Origin of the sequence: Massilia rubra (genome assembly GCF_011682065.1) — a bacterium.
Lineage (GTDB): Bacteria > Pseudomonadota > Gammaproteobacteria > Burkholderiales > Burkholderiaceae_D > Telluria_A > Telluria_A rubra.
On the sequence record NZ_VUYU01000005.1, the window covers coordinates 36,207 to 55,983 of the forward strand.

Below are 19,777 nucleotides of genomic sequence, written 5' to 3' on the forward strand. Positions count from 1 at the left end.
GAATACATTTAATCAGGAATTAACATGCTGCCCACTTATTTACAACGCGCTTTTGCCAATCCGGTCCGCTTGCTGACCTGCGTCTCCGTGGCCACGGCCCTGGCGGCCTGCGGCGGCGGCGGAGGCAATCCCGGCGGAACGAGCTCGGTCACGCCCGGCACCACCACCCCGACTCCGACCCCGGGTACCAACCCAGGTACGCCGACCACGCCAGTGGTGCCGGCGGAGCCGAAAATGACCGTGCAACTGGTCGACGCCGGCGGCACCGCGATCACCACCCTGTCGGGTGGCCAGGCGGGCCAGGTGAAAGTCACCGTGCTCGACGCCAAGGGCAACGCCGCCGCGAACGAGGTGGTGAAATTCGCCACCGATGAGACCTTGCTGCAATTCACGCCAGTGTCGGGCTCGGCACTGACCGACGCCTCGGGCGTGGCGGTCATTACCGTCAAGCCGGCCAGCGTCACCTCGGCCGGCGCTGTCAATATCGCCGCTACCGCCGTTGCCAGCGGCAAAGCGGTCAGTGGCGGGATCAACCTGGCCGTCGGCGCCGCCCCACTGACGCTCGGCAAGATCGACTTCGTGCCGGAACGCAAGGACGGCGCGATCCTGCCGGCCTTCGGCACCGCCCTGCTGCAGATTCCTATTACCACCGGCAACGTGGCGGCGACCACCGCCCCCGGCCTGACCATCAATTCCCTGTGCAGTAACGACGGCACCGCCAGCCTGGTGCTGGGCGCGCTGGACAAGGGCGTGCAGTCGGTCACCTACACCAACAAGGGTTGCCTGCGCGTGACCGACACCATCACCGTGTCGCTTGGCAATTTCAACCAGACAATCAACATCAATGTGGGCAAGGCCAATATCGGCACCATCCAGTTCGTCGGTTCGGACTTGGTGGGCAGCTCGATCGTCCTGCGCGGCTCCGGCGGCCTGGGCCGCAAGGAATCGGCCATCCTGACCTTCCGCGTGCTCGACCAGAACAGTATCGGCTTGCCTGGCGTGGACGTGACCTTCACCGCGACCACCACCACCGGCGGCCTGATCGTGCAACCGGCCAAGGCCACTTCCGACGCCACCGGCGCTGTCACCACCACCGTCGCCTCGGGCACGATCCCGACGCCAGTGCGCGTGGTTGCCCAGGCGACGCGCAACGGCACCACCATCAGCGGCCTGTCCGACAGCCTGATCGTGTCGACCGGCCTCCCGATCCAGAAATCGATGTCGCTCAGCGCCGACAGCTACAATATCGACGGCCTGAACTACGATTCCGCGATCTCCAAGGTCACCGTGCTGATGGCCGACCAATACGGCAATCCGATTTCCGACAACACCGCTGTCAATTTCGTCACCGAAGGCGGCGCGATCGCCACGCCTGACGAAGGCGGTTGCAAAACCAAGGGCGGCGGTTGCACGGTCGAGCTCAAGAGCCAGGCTTTCCGTCCCGTCAACGGGCGCGTGACCGTCCTGGCCTACGTCCAGGGTATTGAAGACTTTCTCGATACCAATGGCGATGGCTTGTACAGCTGCGCAAAGCCGATCCTTGCCAATCCGTCCGACCCGACTCCGTACCGTCCGCTGGTCGACAGCTGCACGCTGACCACCGGCGAAACCTTCGGCGACCAGGGCGATCCATTCCTCAATACCGGCGAGGAGACAGTCATCCGCGGCAATCCAGGTGGCAACACGCTCGTCAGGATTGGTAAAACCGTCAGGGAATACAATAGCGCCAAGGGCGATCTGCCGTTCCCTTACAATCGCAGCGCCTACAGCGCCGCGGGTAACCAGCAGTGGGGCTTGAATTACATCTGGCGCGAGGCCGAAATCGTCTTCAGCGGCGATGAGCCGACCTTCATCCGCCAGTACCTCAAGCCAGACGGCAGCCTGCGCGACTGGACCGCGGCCGATGGCCCGGTCGATATCGTTGCTGGCCTGAGCGGTCCTAGTTGCTCGAACCAGGTTCTGTTCTTCCGCATCGTCGACGTCAATAACAACCCGCTGCCGAACGGCACCACGGTCAGCGCCGGCGATTCGGACAAGGTCGTGCCGCAAAGCGTCTCGCCGAACCTGGTTGGCTCGACCAACCGCCTGGGCGGCACCGAGCACTGGGTCAACATCAAGGCAGAAGCGAGCTGTGCCGGTGGCGAGTTCTCCATCAAGACCACGACGCCACGCGGCAAGTCGTACGCGAAAGGCTTTAAGTCGGGTTCGGCAGCTCCTTGAAGTCGGAGAATATCTTCCTGGTAGGGCTTATGGGGGCGGGAAAAACCACCATCGGCCGTATTCTCGCCAGGAAGCTTGGTAAACGCTTTGTCGATTCCGACCACGAGATCGAGGCCCGCACGGGCGCGACCATCCCGTGGATTTTCGAAATCGAAGGCGAGGCGAGTTTTCGTCGCCGTGAGGCTGAGGTCATCCGTGACCTGACGGCGCAGGACGGGCTCGTCCTCGCCACCGGCGGCGGGGCCGTGCTCGACCCCGCCAGCCGTGCCTATCTGAAACAACGTGGCCGCGTGGTTTACCTGCGCGCCAGCGTCAACAGCATCATGCTGCGCACCACCCACGACAAAAGCCGGCCCTTGCTGCAAACGGCCGACCCCCGCAAGAAACTCGAAGAATTGACGGCCCAGCGCGAGCCGCTGTACCGCGAGATTGCCGACCTGGTGATCGACACGGGCCGACCTAACGTACAATCGATGGTCCAAACAATTCTGACGCAACTGTCCGCGCTCGGCCCAGCCGCCGCGAGAACAGCGCGCGGGTCTCATATGCCACCATCGAACGCAGCAGCATCGCAACAAGCGAACACCGAACCATCCCGGATCTTCCTCAACGTCGACCTGGGCGAACGCAGTTACCCGATCACCATCGGCGCCGGCGTGCTGTCCGACCCGGCCCTGCTCGAGCGTCATATCGCCGGGCGCAAGGTCGCCATCGTGACCAACACCACCGTGGCCCCGCTGTACCTCGAGCGCGTGGCCGCGCCGCTGCGCGCCTGCGGGCGCGATGTGCTCGAAATCATCCTGCCCGACGGCGAACAGTTCAAGAGCTGGGACAGCCTGATGACCATCTTCGACGCCCTGCTCGAGCACAAGTGCGACCGCAAGACCACCATGGTGGCCCTGGGCGGCGGCGTGATCGGCGACCTGACCGGGTATGCCGCCGCCAGTTACATGCGCGGCGTGCCGTTCGTGCAGATGCCGACCACCTTGCTCTCGCAGGTCGACTCCTCGGTCGGCGGCAAGACCGGCATCAACCACCCGCTGGGCAAGAACATGATCGGCGCCTTTTACCAGCCGCGCGCCGTGCTGGCCGATACCGCCTCGCTCGACACCCTGGCCCCGCGCGAACTGTCGGCGGGCCTGGCCGAAGTGATCAAGCATGGCGCCATCATCGACGCCGCGTTTTTCGACTGGATCGAAGCGAACATCGGCAAGCTGATGGCGCGTGACCAGCACGCGCTGGCGCACGCCATTTCGCGCTCCTGCGAAATCAAGGCCGAGGTGGTGCGCCAGGATGAACGCGAGGGCGGCCTGCGCGCCATCCTCAATTTCGGCCACACTTTTGGGCACGCGATCGAAGCGGGCATGGGCTACGGCGCCTGGCTGCACGGCGAAGCGGTCGGTTGCGGCATGGTCATGGCGGCCGACCTGTCGCACCGGCTGGGGCTGGTCGACGCGGCCACCGTGGCGCGCATGCGCGCGCTGGTCGGCGCCGCCGGCCTGCCGACCGTGGCGCCGGACCTCGGCACCGAGCGCTGGCTCGAACTGATGGAAGTGGACAAGAAAAACGAAGGCGGCGCCATCAAGTTCATCCTGATGAAGCCTTTGGGCAGCCCGAACATCACCAGCGCCCCGCGCGAGCAACTGCTGGCCACCCTGGCCGCCTGCGTCGGCTGACATGAACCCGGACGCCCACCTCGCCCCGTACGCCGTGCATTCGGAGACGGCGCGCGGCCGGCGCCATCCCGAAACGTCGCATGCGTCGCGCAGCCAGTTCCAGCGCGACCGCGACCGCATCATCCACTGCTCGGCCTTCCGCCGGCTCGAATACAAGACCCAGGTCTTCCTCAATCACGAGGGCGACATGTTCCGCACGCGCCTGACGCACAGCCTGGAAGTGGCGCAGGTCGGCCGCTCCATGGCGCGCAACCTGCGCCTGAACGAAGACCTGGTCGAAGCGCTTGCGCTGGCGCACGACCTGGGCCACACGCCGTTCGGCCACGTGGGCCAGGATGTGCTCAACGAATGCATGAAAGACCATGGCGGGTTTGAACACAACCTGCAAAGCCTGCGCGTGGTCGACGAACTCGAAGAGCACTACGGCGCCTTCGACGGCCTGAACCTGATGTTCGATACGCGCGAGGGCATCCTCAAGCACTGCTCGCTGGCCAACGCCAAACTGCTCGGCCCCGTGGCGCAGCGCTTCATCGACCGCACCGAGCCCTCGCTGGAAGCGCAGTTGACCAACCTGGCCGACGAAATCGCCTACAACAGCCACGATATCGACGATGGCTTGCGCTCAGGGCTGATCACCATCGCGCAGCTGGAGGAAGTCGACTTTTTCGCGCGCCGCTGGCACGATGTGCAAAAGGCCTATCCGGGCTTGTCGGGCCGGCGCGCCATCTACGAAACCTTGCGCCGCCTGATCACCGTGCTGGCCGACGACCTGATCGAAACGTCCAGCGTGCTGCTGGCCGAAGCGGCGCCCGCCAACCTGGAGGCGGTGCGCGCCAGCGGCCCGCTGATCCGCTTTTCCGACCCGATGCGCAAGGATGCGACGGAACTCAAGCGCTTCCTGCGCGCCAATCTGTACCGCCATTTCAAGGTCAACCGGATGCGCGTGAAAGCGAGCCGCATCGTGCGCGAACTGTTCGACGCCTTCATGGCCGAACCGGTCTTGCTGCCGCCCGATTATCAGCTGGCTGGCGGGGATGTCACGCGCCAGGCGCGCAAGATCGCCGACTACATCGCCGGCATGACCGACCGCTACGCGATCCGCGAACACCGGCGCATTTTCTCGCTCGACGATCTGTAGAACACCTATGGCTGGCCCAACTTGTTCGGTTCTTCATTCAAACGCTGTCAGCGCGGAGCACGTCGTGAGCGAGCTCATTGCGCTTGTCGCACATGCACGCGATGGCGAGCACTTTACAGTAAAGGACACGCGTCCCATTCATGGCAGCTACGCCGGGGAGGGCAGGCCTTTCATCCTTTTTTCGGAATCCATCGATGCCGGGACGGCCGACGCGATCGCAGCATTGACCGGATGGTATCCTGCCCAGGGAATCGGGTTTGCCGCCATGTGCAACGGGGACGAAGACCATCGTATTCTGGCCGAGCTGGCCCTGTGGTTGGCCGGGCGTCTTTCCGGATATGTCGATATGGGCGGAGAGCCGGATCTTCCGGCCGGCCTTCCCGGGAACGCACATGCGCTTCCTTATGACACCGCATCGGGATGGGAAGCCCACGCGACGCTACTCGACCCGACTGCACTTGCAGCATGGATGAGGTGTCAGGCATTTCGCATGGTGAAGTAAGGTGTTGCGCTTGTGCTGACAGACCTGGCGGTCTGCGTTTCAAGATGCGCAAGGCGGCAGCAGCGAGTCAGAACAGGGATGGTGCGGTCAGCTCCAGCAGCAGCTTCTTGACCGGCGCCGGCAGCGGCGCGCTGTCGATGCGCGCCAGGTCCCACCAGAGATAGGGCGCAGCCAGGTCGGCACGCCGCGACAAGGTCGCCTGGAACGGCGCGATGTGCAGGCGGTAGTGCGTGAACACATGCACCAGCGGCAGCAGCGCGGAAATCGCTTCCACTTCACCGAAAGCGCCGGCCAGCGGCGCCACCGCGTCGATGGCCAGCGCGCCGCGCACGGCATGGCCGTCCACCTCGGGCAGCGACATCAGCCCGCCCCAGATGCCCGTCTGCGCGCGCTGTTCGAGCAGCACCTGGCCGCCCTCGATCACGACCAGCAGGGCAGCCTGTTTTTCGGGGATGGTCTTTTTCGGTTTGCGCACCGGCAGTTCCGCCGTGCGGCCGGTGGCGTAGGCCACGCAGCGGTCCTGGAGCGGGCAGCGCGCGCAATCGGGTTTACTGCGCGTGCACAGGGTGGCGCCCAGGTCCATCAAGCCTTGCGTGTACGCTTCGATGCCGTCAAGCGGCAGCAGCGCTTGCGCGCGCCGCCACAAGCCATCTTCGACCGCCTTCACGCCCGGGAATTCATCGATGCCGAACACGCGCGCGAACACGCGTTTGACGTTGCCGTCCAAAATGGCGGCGCGCGTGCCGCTGGAGAACGCGGAAATGGCCGCCGCCGTCGAGCGCCCGATGCCCGGCAAGTCGGCCAGCAGCGCCGGCTCGCTCGGGAACACGCCGCCATATTCGTCGACCACCCTCTTGGCGCAGGCGTGCAGGTTGCGCGCCCGCGTGTAGTAGCCAAGGCCGCTCCACTGCGCCATTACGTCTTCCGACGGCGCCGCAGCCAGGTCGTGCAGGGTGGGGAAGCGTTCCAGGAAGCGTGCATAGTAGGCCAGCACCGCGGCCACCTGCGTTTGCTGCAACATGATCTCGGAGAGCCAGATGCGGTAAGCGTCGCGCGTGTTTTGCCACGGCAGGGCGTGGCGTCCGTGCGACTTCTGCCAGTCGATGACGGCAGCGGAAAACGAGGGGTCTTCCAGCTGCCCGAACTCGGTCAGTCTTTTCACGCAGCCGCTTCGAATGATTGCGCGGTGGTGCGCTGCATGGCCGCGTCCACGTTGCCCGCCAAGTCGTTCAGGCGTCCCTTGACCTTTTCCAGCGCGAACTGGCTCGCTTCGAACGATTCGATCTTCGTTTCCAGGCTGTCGGTGGCGTCGTGGATGCGCTGGATCGACGCCAGGCGGTGCTTGAGCTGGTCCTTGTGCTGGCGGATCTGCGCTTCCAGCGGCGACATGATCACCTTCAGCCATGCTTCGACGTCGGCGTTGGCGGCGCGGTAGCTGCGCCGCACGCGCGAGGCGATCGAATCGAAAAAGCGCTCGATGACGGCGTCGCGGCTGGTAATTAACAGGGTGGTGGTACCGAACTGCTTGACGTACACCTCTTCGATGGCGTCGATCTCCTTGCGGTACTTGTCGAGCGACAGCGTCATCGGGACCGCCAGGCTCAGGCCATGTTCGGCGGCGAATTTCCGGTACATCATTTCCATCATCTCGCTGATCTCGGCGATCTTGCGGTTCGAGATGTCGAGATTGGCGCGCGCCTGGTCGAAAAAGTGCTTGACCGGGCCACGGATGCCGGTGGTGACGAAGCGCGATGCCGCCATCGCTTCGCGCACGGCGGCGATTTCTTTATGCACGATGTCCATGCCGAGCGTGGTGTAGAGCTCCGTCGACAGGCGCGCGAACACCGCGCGCGTGCCCTGCAGCTTGAACAGGCTGCCGTCGAATTCCTTCTTCTCGACTTCGACCCTGCGCATCATGTGGGCGATCACGCCCTGGTTCTTGCCGCGCAGGCTTTTGAGTTCCTGCAGCTGCTCGACGATGTCGCGGATGCGCGCGCCGATGGTCGCCTGCTGGGTGCCGACCACCGCGTTCAGGTCGTCCGAGAGCTGCTTGCGGATGATGTCCTGCTTGGCCGGAATGAGTTCGTTGAACAGGGCCGCTTCGAGCGCGCCGAGGCGGCTCTTTTCCAGCAAGGCCATGTCGCCGTTGATCTTGCCGACCAGGGCTTTTTGGGCCGACACCGGGAACACCTGGCGCGGCTCCAACGCCAGCATGTGCGCCACGGTGGTTTGCTGGCGCTCGATCTCGGCGTCGTTTTCCTCCTCGGTCTTGAGCTCATCCCACATCGCGTCGATCTTGTTCATGACCACGATGCGCCCGGCGCCGGCGCCGATGTGCGTGCGCCAGACTTCGATGTCGCTCTTGGTCACGCCGGTTTCGGCGGCCAGGATGAACAGCACCGCGTGCGCGTTCGGAATCAGGTTCAGGGTCAGTTCCGGCTCGGTGCCGATCGCGTTCAGGCCAGGCGTGTCGAGGATGACCAGGCCTTGCTTGAGAAGCGGGTGAGGGAAGTTGATGATCGCGTGGCGCCACAGCGAAATTTCGATCATGCCGTTGTCGTCGAGCGTGGCGGCGACGTCCGGATCGGTCTCGTCGAACAGGCCGTAGCGCTTCGCTTCCTCGACCTTGACATGCTTGGTCATGCTGACCTGCTTGAAGGTCTCGTGCATTTCCTCGCCGGCGTCGAGCGCCAGCGGCAGCACGGTCCAGGCGGCCGGATCGTCGCGGTAATCGCTGGTCGACAGGTTGCTGGCGCGCGTTTCGATCGGCAACAGGCGGATGCAAGGCGGGAACGCCGGGTCGTACATCAGCTCGGTCGGGCACATGGTTGTGCGCCCGGCCGCCGAGGGCAGGATGCGCTGGCCGTAATCGGCAAAGAAAATCGCGTTGATCAATTCGGATTTGCCGCGCGAGAACTCCGCCACGAAGGCCACCGACAGCCGGTCGTCGGCCAGGCGCGCCAGCGCGCGCGCGATGCGCTGCTCGGTTGCCGCGTCGGTCAGTTCAGCCGCAGTGACCCACCCTTGATACTTTTCCAGCGCCATCGCCACGTCCTGGCGCCACGCGCTGTACTGCTCAAAATCTTGCACCATTATGCTCACATTGCCCTCGCGTACAGGTTCTTGCGAATCCTGCTCGATTGTCATTTTTGACAATTTACACAATAAAAAGTCGACCGCTGCCCCTGCTTGATCTGACGAATCTCTGCCCCACAGTTGCGGCAAGGCACTCCAGCACGATCATAGACGAAATATGTCTGTTGGAAATAGCCCGATTGCCCATTTACAGCAATAAAGTCACGTAAAGTGCTGCCCCCTTGCACAATAGCCTCAGACAGGATAAGGCGAATGGCCTCGGCCAGCCTGTTGTAGCGTTCCCGGCCGATGCGCGCGGCCGGCGTTTTCGGGTTGATTCCTGCCCGAAACAGGCTCTCGCAAGCGTAGATATTGCCCACGCCGACCACGATATCGCCCGCCAGCAACACCTGCTTGATCGGCGCCGAGCGCTTGCGCGTCTCGCGGTACAGCAATTCGCCCGAAAAACCATCTTCCAGTGGCTCGACGCCGAGGCCGCGCAGCAGCAGGTGCTGGTCGAGTTCGCCGTCATCGGCGGGGTGCCACAGCACCGCCCCGAAGCGGCGCGGATCGTTCATGCGCAGCACTTGCGCACCGCCCTCGCTGGCCACGACCAGGTCGAAATGGTCGTGTTTTTTCACCGCCGTGTCCAGCGGCAGCACGCGCAGGTGGCCGGACATGCCCAGATGAATGATCAGGGTGCCATGATCGAAGGCGATCAGCAAGTATTTACCACGCCGCCCGGTGTGCAAAATGCGCTGCCCGGCCAGCAGCTCGGACAAGCCCGGCGGGAACGGCCAGCGCAAGCCTTCCCGGCGCGTCAGGACGTGCTCGACGATGCGGCCATCGATATGGGGCGCGACGCCGCGCCGGGTGACTTCTACTTCGGGCAGTTCAGGCATGTCGGATACGCAGATTCATGTTTGTGACCGGTGGTTCTGCACGCGAAGCGTGGCTTGGGCGTAGAATCGGGAATAATCGCTGTCATTCTGGAACCACCTTGAAAAACGCTTTCGTCATTGTAACCCTGTCCGGCCTGCTCTCGGCGTGCGCCGTGGCGCCCACGCCTCACACCGAGGCCCCCGCGTCCACCCCCGCGCCGGCCATTGCCGACGCCCCCATGCCATCGGCCGCCGAGGTTTACGCCGAAGGCGAACGCGCCGCCGCGCCGGATGAGCCGTCCGCGGACCTCAAGCTGCCCAAGGTGGTCTTGACCAAGGACATGCTCTACAAGCTGATGAAGGCCGAATTCGAATTTCGCGGTGGCGTCTGGCAGGCGCCCTACATGACCCTGATGGGCCTGGCCCAGCAAACGCGCGACCCGCGCCTGGCGCAGCGCGCCGCCGAAATGGCCCAGGCCGCGCAGCAGGGCAATGAATCGCTGGCCGCGATCCGCCTGTGGCGCGAACTGGCGCCCGACTCCGACGAAGCGACCCAGTACTACATCGCCGCCGCGGTGATGGCCGACGACCTGGGCGAAGCCGGCCAACTGTTCGCCGCGCGCCTGCGCGACGCGCCGCCGGCCAACCGCGGCCTGGTCATGTACCAGATCCAGCAATTGCTGACCCGCGCGCGCGACAAGGCCGCCGCCGGCGCGCTGCTCGAGCGCCTGCTCGCGCCCTACAGCACGATGAGCGAAGCGCGCGTGGTGCTGGCGCAGTCGGCCTACACGCGCGGCGCCAACGACGTGGCGCTGGGCCATGCCCAGGAAGCGCTGCGCATCAAGCCCGATTCCGAAATCGCCGTGCTGACCCTGGCCCAGGTCAGCGGCGAGCAGGCCGACGTGGCCGCCTTGCTGGCCAAGTTTCTTGCCGCCAATCCCGGTGCGCGCGAAGTGCGCGCCGCCCACGCCCGCATCCTCGTCACGCAAAAGCAGTACGAGGCGGCGCGCAAGCAATTCGTGGCCCTGCTCAAGGAGCAGCCCGACAATCCGGCCACGCTGTACGCGCTGGGCATCTTGTCGATGCAGCTGAACGACCCGGCCTCGGCCGAAACCTACCTGGCCAGCTTCGTCGCCTTGCTCGACAAGAACCCGAGCGACGAGCGCGATCCGGCCAAGGTGCTGATGATGCTCTCGCAACTGGCCGACGAGCGCGGCGATATTCCCGCCGCCCGCGCCTGGCTCGAAAAAGTCGACCAGGAAGACGCGCCGACCTGGTTCGCGGCGCAACTGCGTACGGCCCAGCTGATCGGCAAGCAGGGCGACCTGGCGGGCGCGCGCGCCTTCCTGTCCGGCCTCAAGACCGAAGAGCCGGCCCAGCAGGTGCAAGTGGTGCTGGTGCAAAGCCAGATCCTGCGCGACGCCGGCAAACTGGAGGAGGCGTACGCCGCGATGGAGCAGGGCGTTGCGCGCTTCCCTGACAATCCCGACCTGTTGTACGACTTTGCCCTGCTGGCCGAAAAAATGGGCAAGGTCGAGGTGATGGAAAAAAACCTGCGCCAGGTCATGCAGCTCGCCCCGGACAACCACCACGCCTACAACGCGCTCGGTTACTCGCTGGCCGAGCGCAATGTGCGCCTGGACGAAGCGCTGGCGCTGATCGACAAGGCCCTGAAAATGGCCCCGGCCGATCCCTTCATCATGGACAGCATGGGCTGGGTCCAGTACCGCCTGGGCAAGCTGGACGAAGCCGAGGCCCACCTGCGCCGCGCCTACGCCCTGCGCAACGATGTCGAAATCGCCGTGCACCTGGGCGAAGTGCTGTGGCACAAGGGCCAGAAATCCGACGCCCAGCAGCTGTGGCGCGAAGCGCGCGCCAAGGATCCCAAGAACGATACGCTCAAGAGCACGCTCGCACGGCTGCAGCTCAAGCTGTGATGGGTCATAATGCCGCGCATCTTCCTCACGCCGCCCCACTGCCATGATGCTTAAAAACCGCTTCCTCGTGCTTGCCTGGGTCTTCGCTGCCAGCGCGCTCCTGTCCGCCTGCGCCACGCCCGACGCCAACCTGTCCAAAGATAGCGTGGCGGCCTACCGCGACGCCATCGAACTCGGTGGCCGCCTGACCGTGAACTACCAAAAAGATGGCCAGACCGAGACCCTGACCGGCAAGTTCAACTGGGTCCAGACGCCGTCCGCCGTCAACGTCAGCCTGGCCTCGCCGCTGGGCCAGACCATCGCCACCATCACCGTCACGCCCGAGTCGGCCACCCTGACGCAAGGCGACCGCGCTCCGCGCGTGGCGCGCGACATCGACAGCCTGACCGCGCAAACGCTGGGCTGGTCGCTGCCGGTGTCGGGCCTGCGCGACTGGCTGCAAGGCTACGCCACCGGCGCCGACGGCCAGCGCTTTGCCGCGTCCCCGGCCGCCAACACCGTCACCACCGCCGACGGCTGGCGCCTGACCTACGTGAGCTGGCAAGACGCCGGCGCGGCCAAGCCGGCGCCGAAGCGCATCGACGTCGCCCGCGTGGCCAGCGCCACCGTGGAAGCGATGGAAATCCGCATCGTGATCGACCCGCAGGGCTGATATGCGGCGTACTTCCCTGCATGACTGCCCGGCCCCGGCCAAGCTCAATCTGTTCCTGCACGTGAACGGGCGCCGCGCCGACGGCTACCACCTGCTGCAGACCGTGTTCCAGATGGTCGACCATGGCGACCTGCTGCACTTCGACCTGCGCGCCGACCATCGCATTTGCCGCACCACCGACGTGCCGGGCGTGCCGCAAGAGCATGACCTGATCGTGCGCGCGCTGCTGCTGCTGCAAGTGGCCTGCGAGCGCCGCCGCGGCCGCCTGCCGCCCGGGATCGACGTGGCCATCGACAAGCGCCTGCCGATGGGTGGCGGGCTCGGAGGCGGCTCCTCGGACGCCGCCACCGCCCTGATGGTGGCCAACGTCCTGTGGCAGGCCGGTTTGACGCGCGAAGAATTGATGGCGCTGGCCCTGCCGCTGGGCGCCGACATTCCGTTTTTCATCTTTGGCGAGACCGCCTTTGCCGAAGGCGTGGGCGAGGCGCTGCAGCCGGTCGCGGCGCCCGATTGCTGGTATGTGGTGATCGAACCAGGGGTCGCCGTTCCGACCGCAGCAATATTTTGCTCAGAACATTTGACAAGGGACACTTCGCCGATCATAATAACGGACTTTTCCAGACACACCATGAAGCACACAGTGTTCAAGGGGTTCGGAAGAAATGATTTGCAAGCAGTGGCAGTGAGTTTGTTCCCGCCGGTAGCACAGGCGATCGACTGGCTCTCGGCTCACGGTGACGCCAGGATGACTGGCTCGGGAGCGTGTGTATTTTGCGCGTTTTCCAGCGAAACGGAAGCGGACGCGGTACTTCAACAAGTGCCCGCCATCTGGAAAGCATGGAAAGCGAAAGCGCTGATGCATCATCCTCTCAACACGGTGTTGCAAGTTAGTGCGGTTATAGAATAGAATTTGGCCTGGCGTTGTGTTTGACGATAAAATGTCAAGTGTGACGACAAGCAGTCAGTTGCGTAGGGGAATCGCCAAGCTGGTTAAGGCACTGGATTTTGATTCCAGCATACCAAGGTTCGAATCCTTGTTCCCCTGCCATTCGTTTTGCCTGGTCTGTCGATGCGAAGTGTGCGTCCAGCAGGCGGACTCGGTGGCCTCGCTCTCGCGAGTCACTTGTTAGCTTAGCGTCAGCCGGCCGGTTCTGTCCGGCGACATCATTCAAAGAAATCAACGCTTACCTCTTGGGACTCCCATGGCTTACGAAAACCTGATGGTTTTTACCGGCAACGCAAACCCTGCGCTGGCTGAAGGAGTCGCAAAAAATCTCGGCATCCCTCTCGGCAAAGCAGTCGTCTCCAAGTTCTCGGATGGCGAAGTCATGGTCGAGATCAACGAGAATGTCCGCGGTAAAGACGTTTTTGTCCTGCAATCGACCTGCGCACCGACCAACGACAGCCTGATGGAAATCATCCTGATGGTCGACGCCCTCAAGCGCGCGTCCGCCGGCCGCATCACCGCAGCGATCCCCTATTTTGGTTATGCCCGCCAGGACCGTCGTCCACGTTCGGCGCGCGTGGCCATTTCGGCCAAAGTGGTGGCCAACATGCTGGAAAAAGCCGGTGTCGAGCGCGTCCTGATCATGGATCTGCACGCGGACCAGATCCAGGGCTTCTTCGATATCCCGGTTGACAATATTTACGCTTCCCCAATCCTGCTGGGCGACCTGCAAAAACGCAATTACGACGACCTGCTGGTGGTCTCGCCGGACGTCGGCGGCGTGGTGCGCGCACGCGCCCTGGCAAAACGCCTCGGCTGCGACCTGGCCATCATCGACAAGCGCCGCCCGAAGGCGAACGTGTCGGAAGTGATGAACATCATTGGTGAAGTCGAAGGCCGTAACTGCGTGATCATGGATGACATGGTCGACACCGCCGGCACCCTGACCAAGGCCGCCGAAGTGCTCAAGGAGCGCGGCGCCAAGAAAGTGGTGGCGTATTGCACGCACCCGGTGCTGTCCGGTCCCGCGATCGACCGCATTTCGGCTTCGCCGCTGGACGAACTGGTGGTCACCGACACGATTCCCCTGTCGGCCGCCGGCCTGGCGTGCGACAAGATTCGCCAGCTGACCTGCGCACCGCTGCTCGCTGAAACGTTCAAGCGTATCAGCAAGGGCGATTCGGTGATGTCCCTGTTCATTGACTAAACTGCGCGACTAAACCAGTCGCGGAAGTACCCGATTCGCAGGGTGGCAAGGCGGGAACCGCGTGTTCCCGACCGTGCCACCCTGAAGTTTATTTCAGTACCCATTTTTCCGGCTGCCTCAGGGCGGCCGTTTTCGAGTACCCCTGGTCGCGGGGGCGCTCACACCGCAGGGCGATCAAGCCCCGCACTTTTTGGAGCAACACATGAAAGTTATCGCATTCAATCGCAATCTGCAGGGGTCCGGAGCGAGCCGCCGCCTGCGTATCGCTGGTCAAACCCCAGGTATCATCTACGGTGGCGCTGAAGCCCCTGTCATGATCCAACTGGACGGCAACGCTCTGTACCACGCACTGAAAAAAGAAGCGTTCCACGGTTCGGTCCTGGAAATGGAAATCGACGGCAAAACCCAGCCAGTGCTGCTGCGCGACTTCCAGATGCACGCATTTAAGCAATTGGTCCTGCACGCTGACTTCCAGCGCGTCGACGCCAACAGCAAGCTGCACAAGAAAATCGCCCTGCACTTCGTCAACGCCGACGTCTCGCCAGCGGTCAAACTGCACGGCGCGATCGTTTCGCACGTGCTGCAAGAGTTGGAAGTGTCGTGCCTGGCAACCGACTTGCCAGAGTTCATCACCGTTGACCTGACCAACATCGACGTCGGTCACTCGATCCACGTTGCTGACCTGGTCCTGCCAAAAGGCGTGACCGCGATCACCCACGGCAAGAACCCAACCGTTGCTACCGCTGCTGTTCCAGCTGGCCAAGTGTCGGCTGAAGCCGATGCCGCCGCTGCTGAAGCCGCGCCTGCCGCTGCTCCTGCCAAAGGCAAGGGCAAGAAGTAATCATTCGCGCGCCGCGCAAGCGGCGTGTCGGAGAAAAGCCCGCTTGGCCTTGCGCCCAGCGGGTTTTTTATCGTCTGTTATCCTTGCATTCCACTATTTTAGAATAGAACACCATGCCCATTCGCCTGATCGTCGGCCTCGGCAATCCCGGCCCCGAGTATCAACAGACCCGCCACAACGCCGGTTTCTGGCTGGTCGACCAGCTCGCCAACAGCCTGCCTGGCTGCCGCCTGCAACGCGAGTCGCGCTTTAACGCCTTCGTGGCGAAAACCGCGATCGCCGGCCAGGAAGTGTTTTTGCTCGAACCGCAAACCTACATGAACCTGTCCGGGCAATCGGTGGGCGCGCTGGCGCGTTTTTACAAAATCGTTCCCGACGAGGTGCTGGTCGTGCACGACGAGCTCGACCTGGCGCCGGGCGTGGTCAAGATGAAAAAGGGCGGCTCCAGCGGCGGGCATAACGGCCTCAAGAGCATCACCGCCTCGCTCGGCACCCAGGATTATTGGCGCTTGCGGCTCGGCATCGGCCATCCGCGCACCCTCGGTTCGCAGCAGCCGGTGGCCGACTTCGTGCTGCACCGGCCGCGCAAGGAAGAGCAAATATTGATCGAGGACAGCATCGACAAGAGCCTGCGCATCCTGCCGCTGGCGGTCGAAGGCAAGTTCGATATCGCGACAATGCAGCTGCATACTGCCTGATGCCGCGTTTTAGCTGGATTTGACGATGATCTGGCTGCGCAGGTCGCGCAACATGCGCTCCAGCGGCGCGCGCATGCGCAGGTAATCGGCCGGGGTGCAGGTCCTGCCGGCATGGCGAAAGCGCAGGCTGCGCGTGACCAGCACCCGGTTCGCCTGGCGCGCGTAGGCGGCCTGGTACGACAGGCCGGCCGCGTTCACGGACAACGCTTGCGGCAGCGCCAGGATGCGGATGCCGGGCGCGAAGGTGATCACCGTTTCGTCGGCGGCGTCGAGCGCGGGACAGATGAAATCCTGGGTGCGCGTCTTTTCCTCCGCCATGGCCGCCACCGATTCGGCCGTGCCGCCCCAGAAATTGAAGCTGGTCGCCACGCCGGCAGGGCCCGGCAGGTCGGCCAGGTTGTCGCTCACGCCCGCAAAACCCATGCGGTACTCGTCCCCCGCGCCATCGACGAGGCCGGCGTCGAAACGGCCGTCGCCATGCTGGCCGAGCGCTTGCAGCATGCGCTCGACGAAGCGCGCGCGCTCGGTGGGCGCCGTGTCGCGCACGGCCTGGCGGTACGCTTCGGCCAGCGCGCCGCTGGCCGTGCGCACCACGTCAAGGCGGCCGCTCCCGTTGCGCCCGACGTCGACGCGCGCCAGCATGCGGTTGAATTCCGGCTGTGTTGAGGGCGTGCGCGCCAGCGTGGCGCTGGCGGCCAGCAGCGCCGGTTTGCCGAGCAGGGCGGACGGCAAATAGCCGGCCTCGACCGAATCCGAGGAGGCATCGAGGAACAGTCCGAGCGCTGGAATGAACGTGATCGCATGATTGAAGATGCCCAGGGTGGGCGCGTGCGGCAGGCGGTAGGCATTGCTGCTGTTGACCAGCGCGGCGCTGCTGTCGATCCCGGCCGCGCCGAGCAAGGCTTCGAGCAGGATCGCGTGGTCCTTGCAATCGCCGTAGCGGTTACCCAGCACGGTGGCTGCCGGATGCGGCGCCACGCCGCCGGCGCCAATGGGCAGCGGCACGTAGCCGATGTGACGGCGCACCCATTCCGACAGGGCCAGCGCTTTCGCGCGCGGGGTGTCGAGGCCGGCCGTCACTTCCCGCGCCAGCGCGGCGATGGCCGGGGTGACCGCTGCCTGCGCCTTTGCGCGCGCGTGCCAGGCGCGCGCAAAGGCGGCGTAGTCGGGAAAGGTCGACACCGCCAGCCGCTTGCCGTAATCGAGATAGCTGACCGAGTCCGACTCGATGCGCCGGTTCGGGCCGCTGATATATTTCCACTGGTAGACGTTGCGCCCGGCGGCGCTGGCGGCGCTGGCGGCGCTGGCGGCCGGTACCGGCGCGAAGCCGACCGCATCGGCGTATAAAGTCATCGATTCCGGCATGTCGTAGATCAGGTGAAACTGCTTGCTCGCGTAAAACTGCGATGAGGACAAGTCCTCGAAGTGGCCGGGAAACAAGGCGTTCTTGCGCGTGAGAACGTAACGCACGGCCACCTGGTCGCCCACCGCGACATCGGAAAAGGCGATGATTTTCAGGCGCGCGCCCTGGAACATGGGCGCCTCGCTCGCGGCCGGGTCTTGCTGATCCTTGATCTGTGGCGGCGGCGCCGCGATGCGCCGGCCGTCCGGCTTGATGGTGAAGGCCTCGAGCTCGCTGATGTCGTCGAGGCCGGTGTTGTAGCTGATCACATACTGGCTGTGCGCCTGCAGCGCGCGCGGCAGGACGATGGTCTTGACATTGTCGACCGTGAGGCGGTAGCCGCCGTCGGTGTCGACCACGTAATGCTGGAGGTATTTATCGATGACGATCGCCGGATCGGTGCCGGTGTCGGCGTTGGCGGCGGCGGCTGCGCCGTTATTGGCAAGAAGGAGGAGGGTGCTCAATACTGCGGCAAGGCAAGTGGGCATGAAGGGCTCCGGATGAGACATCAGCGGATCATGTTACGCAGGCCGATGTGGCCGCATTTGACTTGCCGCAATCGTGCTCGGGTCGCCGGCCTTACAGGGCCGGGACCTGGAGCTTGAACGATTCCCACGGAAAGCTGCGCGTGTGCAAGATGCAGAACGGCGAAGCGAGCGGCGCTTCCAGGTACGACAGTGCGTCCGACAGCAAATCGAGTTCCACCACCCTGAGCGCGTTGTTAGGATCGTTGCGCGCCACTTGGGAGAGCACCCCCGACTTGACCACGAACGACACCTCTTCGCGCCGGCCGAAGAACGATGCGTACTCGATTTCCGTGTCGCCGCCCCACATGTAGCAATAAAAATAGACCAGGTCGGCCTTGTGCGCGATGCTCAGTTCCTTCAGGTAACGGAAGAAATCGTCCGGAGGCAGTTCGTCGCGCAAGTCGCTGTCCACATGCCCCCCGAGCGACTCGGGGGCGAGGATGGGCGTGTGCGCCTGGCCCGCCAGCGCGTGCCAGGACAACACCTCGGATGAATGCCATTCGGCGCAATCCGTGTCGGGATCGCACACCGGCCGGATGACCAACAGCCCGCCCTCCGGCGGCACGAACACGCCGGGTTCGTCATGCAGCGCGTAGTCGACCGGGGCATCGATCAAATAGGCATGTGCGGCCAGCAGCGGATCGTTGCGCACCGCGGATAACAAGGCGTCATTGCATCGTGCAAAAACTTCGCTTGCGTACCAGGTCATGTGATTGCTTCCATTGAGATTGGTCGGTCCGCTTGCGGCGGGAGCCGTCCATTGTACGTGGCCGTCGACCGCCATGGTCGCCGCTGGAAGTGCGCTGTGTTCGGATCGCATGGCGACGGCCGCGAGTATTCCCTGACGCCGGCTGCGCAACTGTCGGCATGGCGACTTGCCTCGACGGCGCACTTGTCGCCATAATCGCGCCATGCACGCACTTTCCTTCCACGCCGGTCCGCACGCGCTGGCCCACATCCGCCAGCACGGCCTGCGCGCGCGCGACATCGCCGTCGTTCCCGCCGCCGCCGGCGGCCCCAAAGGCTTGATTTTCCAGTCGCTCGACCAATGGCTGTTCGGCCACTGGTTCGCGCAAGCGCCGCGCGAGCGCGCCCTGATCGGCGCCTCGATCGGCGCCTGGCGCATGGCGGCCGCCTGCCAGGCCGACCCGGTCGCCGCGTTCGCCAGGCTGGGCGAGCTGTACTGCGGCCAGCGCTACACCGCCAAGCCCTCGCCGCAGGAAATCGACACGGTCTGCCGCACACTGCTGCACGATCTGGTGGGCGGCCAGGAAGCGCAAGTGATCGCTCACCCTCACCACCGCCTGCATATCATCGCCGCGCGCGGGCGCGGTGCGCTGGCCGCGCCGGCGCACCGGCGCGCCGAAGCGAGCGGTTTCGCCGCCGCCGCGCTGCTCAACCTGGTGTCGCGCGCCAGCCTGTCACGCATGGCCGAACGGGTGCTCGTGAGCGACGCGCGCGGCGCGCCGGCCTGGATGACGCCCGGCTTCGACAGCTTCACCACCCATTTCGCCACCCTCGACAGCGCCAACCTGGCCGACGCCCTGCTGGCCTCGGGCACGCTGCCGATGCTGATGCAGCCGGTGCGCGGTATTGCCGGCGCGCCGCCGGGCGCCTACTGGGATGGCGGCCTGGTCGACTATCACCTGGCGCTGCCGTATTCCAAGCTGGCGCCGGGCGAGATCGTGCTGTACCCGCACTTCAGCGAGCATATCGTGCCGGGCTGGCTGGACAAGGCGATGCCCTGGCGGCGCATGGCGCGTGGCCCCCAGCGCGGCTGGCTCGACAACGTGCTGCTGGTCGCGCCGACCCCGCATTTCCTCAGTACCCTGCCGCGTGGCAAGCTGCTGGACCGCAAGGATTTTACTTTTTACGGGCTCGACCACGACGCCCGCATCCGCAACTGGCAACAGGCGATCGGACAGGGCCAGCGCCTGCGCGACGAATTCGCCGCGTTTGTCGAGCAGCCGGACCTGTCGCGTATCCGGGCATTTTGAACGGCGGCATGATCCAGTCACCGAAGGTCGGCGTGACAAGCTGCGCCAGCCATGCCGGCACAAGGCATCAGGAAGCGC

At 64.6% G+C, this 19,777-nt stretch carries 16 protein-coding genes and 1 tRNA gene; 12 read left to right on the forward strand and 5 right to left on the reverse strand.

Annotated elements, in window-relative coordinates; genetic code table 11:
* The first annotated feature begins 24 nt into the window (after positions 1-24).
* Genes F0185_RS08750 through F0185_RS08765 form a run of 4 tightly spaced genes read left to right on the forward strand, consistent with a single transcriptional unit; the run spans position 25 to position 5,536 of the window.
* Positions 25-2,220, forward strand: coding sequence for an Ig-like domain-containing protein (locus F0185_RS08750; protein WP_167223521.1), 2,196 nt, complete (start codon positions 25-27; stop codon positions 2,218-2,220).
* Between the two features lie 29 nt (positions 2,221-2,249).
* Entirely contained in the window at positions 2,250-3,896 is a 1,647-nt protein-coding gene (gene aroKB, locus F0185_RS08755) for a bifunctional shikimate kinase/3-dehydroquinate synthase AroKB (RefSeq protein WP_167223523.1), read from the forward strand.
* A gap of 1 nt (position 3,897) precedes the next feature.
* Positions 3,898-5,034, forward strand: coding sequence for a deoxyguanosinetriphosphate triphosphohydrolase (locus F0185_RS08760; protein WP_167223524.1), 1,137 nt, complete (start codon positions 3,898-3,900; stop codon positions 5,032-5,034).
* Between the two features lie 7 nt (positions 5,035-5,041).
* Positions 5,042-5,536 carry a DUF6368 family protein gene (locus F0185_RS08765; RefSeq protein ID WP_223164479.1) on the forward strand — a complete coding sequence of 165 codons (495 nt, stop codon included), beginning with the start codon at positions 5,042-5,044 and terminating at the stop codon, positions 5,534-5,536.
* A gap of 67 nt (positions 5,537-5,603) precedes the next feature.
* Here the strand turns inward: F0185_RS08765 and mutY are convergent, their stop codons facing one another.
* The 3 genes from mutY to mutM are packed head-to-tail and all read right to left on the reverse strand — an operon-like array spanning position 5,604 to position 9,513.
* Complete coding sequence (mutY, locus tag F0185_RS08770) at positions 5,604-6,698, reverse strand: A/G-specific adenine glycosylase (RefSeq protein WP_167223528.1); 1,095 nt, start codon at positions 6,696-6,698, stop codon at positions 5,604-5,606.
* Positions 6,695-8,629, reverse strand: a complete 1,935-nt coding sequence (locus F0185_RS08775; RefSeq protein WP_167223530.1) for a dynamin family protein — start codon at positions 8,627-8,629, stop codon at positions 6,695-6,697. The genes mutY and F0185_RS08775 overlap by 4 nt, the downstream gene beginning before the upstream one ends.
* 50 nt (positions 8,630-8,679) lie before the next feature.
* Complete coding sequence (gene mutM, locus F0185_RS08780) at positions 8,680-9,513, reverse strand: bifunctional DNA-formamidopyrimidine glycosylase/DNA-(apurinic or apyrimidinic site) lyase (protein ID WP_167223532.1); 834 nt, start codon at positions 9,511-9,513, stop codon at positions 8,680-8,682.
* Positions 9,514-9,611: 98 nt separating this feature from the next.
* Between mutM and F0185_RS08785 the strand changes: the two genes are divergently transcribed.
* The 7 genes from F0185_RS08785 to pth all read left to right on the forward strand — a co-directional run bounded on the left by F0185_RS08785 (position 9,612) and on the right by pth (position 15,773).
* Entirely contained in the window at positions 9,612-11,429 is a 1,818-nt protein-coding gene (locus F0185_RS08785; RefSeq protein WP_167223534.1) for a tetratricopeptide repeat protein, read from the forward strand.
* 46 nt (positions 11,430-11,475) lie between these two features.
* The gene (locus F0185_RS08790; RefSeq protein ID WP_370663995.1) at positions 11,476-12,081 is read left to right on the forward strand and encodes an outer membrane lipoprotein LolB; all 606 of its coding nucleotides are present in this window, start codon (positions 11,476-11,478) and stop codon (positions 12,079-12,081) included.
* A 1-nt stretch (position 12,082) separates the two neighbouring features.
* Positions 12,083-12,988 carry a 4-(cytidine 5'-diphospho)-2-C-methyl-D-erythritol kinase gene (gene ispE / locus F0185_RS08795; protein WP_167223538.1) on the forward strand — a complete coding sequence of 302 codons (906 nt, stop codon included), beginning with the start codon at positions 12,083-12,085 and terminating at the stop codon, positions 12,986-12,988.
* A 64-nt stretch (positions 12,989-13,052) separates the two neighbouring features.
* A tRNA-Gln gene (locus F0185_RS08800) sits at positions 13,053-13,129 on the forward strand.
* Between the two features lie 154 nt (positions 13,130-13,283).
* The gene (locus tag F0185_RS08805; protein ID WP_054265879.1) at positions 13,284-14,234 is read left to right on the forward strand and encodes a ribose-phosphate pyrophosphokinase; all 951 of its coding nucleotides are present in this window, start codon (positions 13,284-13,286) and stop codon (positions 14,232-14,234) included.
* 202 nt (positions 14,235-14,436) lie between these two features.
* Positions 14,437-15,075 (forward strand): 50S ribosomal protein L25/general stress protein Ctc, encoded by a 639-nt coding sequence (locus tag F0185_RS08810; RefSeq protein WP_167223540.1) that lies wholly within the window; start codon positions 14,437-14,439, stop codon positions 15,073-15,075.
* Positions 15,076-15,188: 113 nt separating this feature from the next.
* Positions 15,189-15,773: an aminoacyl-tRNA hydrolase gene (pth, locus tag F0185_RS08815; RefSeq protein WP_167223542.1), complete on the forward strand. Its 585-nt coding sequence runs from the start codon at positions 15,189-15,191 to the stop codon at positions 15,771-15,773.
* Between the two features lie 9 nt (positions 15,774-15,782).
* Here the strand turns inward: pth and F0185_RS08820 are convergent, their stop codons facing one another.
* Together F0185_RS08820 and F0185_RS08825 are read right to left on the reverse strand one after the other, a co-directional pair.
* The gene (locus F0185_RS08820; protein WP_167223544.1) at positions 15,783-17,663 is read right to left on the reverse strand and encodes a DUF3857 domain-containing transglutaminase family protein; all 1,881 of its coding nucleotides are present in this window, start codon (positions 17,661-17,663) and stop codon (positions 15,783-15,785) included.
* A gap of 91 nt (positions 17,664-17,754) precedes the next feature.
* Entirely contained in the window at positions 17,755-18,411 is a 657-nt protein-coding gene (locus F0185_RS08825; protein WP_167223546.1) for a hypothetical protein, read from the reverse strand.
* A 202-nt stretch (positions 18,412-18,613) separates the two neighbouring features.
* Between F0185_RS08825 and F0185_RS08830 the strand changes: the two genes are divergently transcribed.
* Positions 18,614-19,699: a patatin-like phospholipase family protein gene (locus F0185_RS08830; protein ID WP_167223548.1), complete on the forward strand. Its 1,086-nt coding sequence runs from the start codon at positions 18,614-18,616 to the stop codon at positions 19,697-19,699.
* The last annotated feature ends 78 nt before the right edge of the window (positions 19,700-19,777 follow it).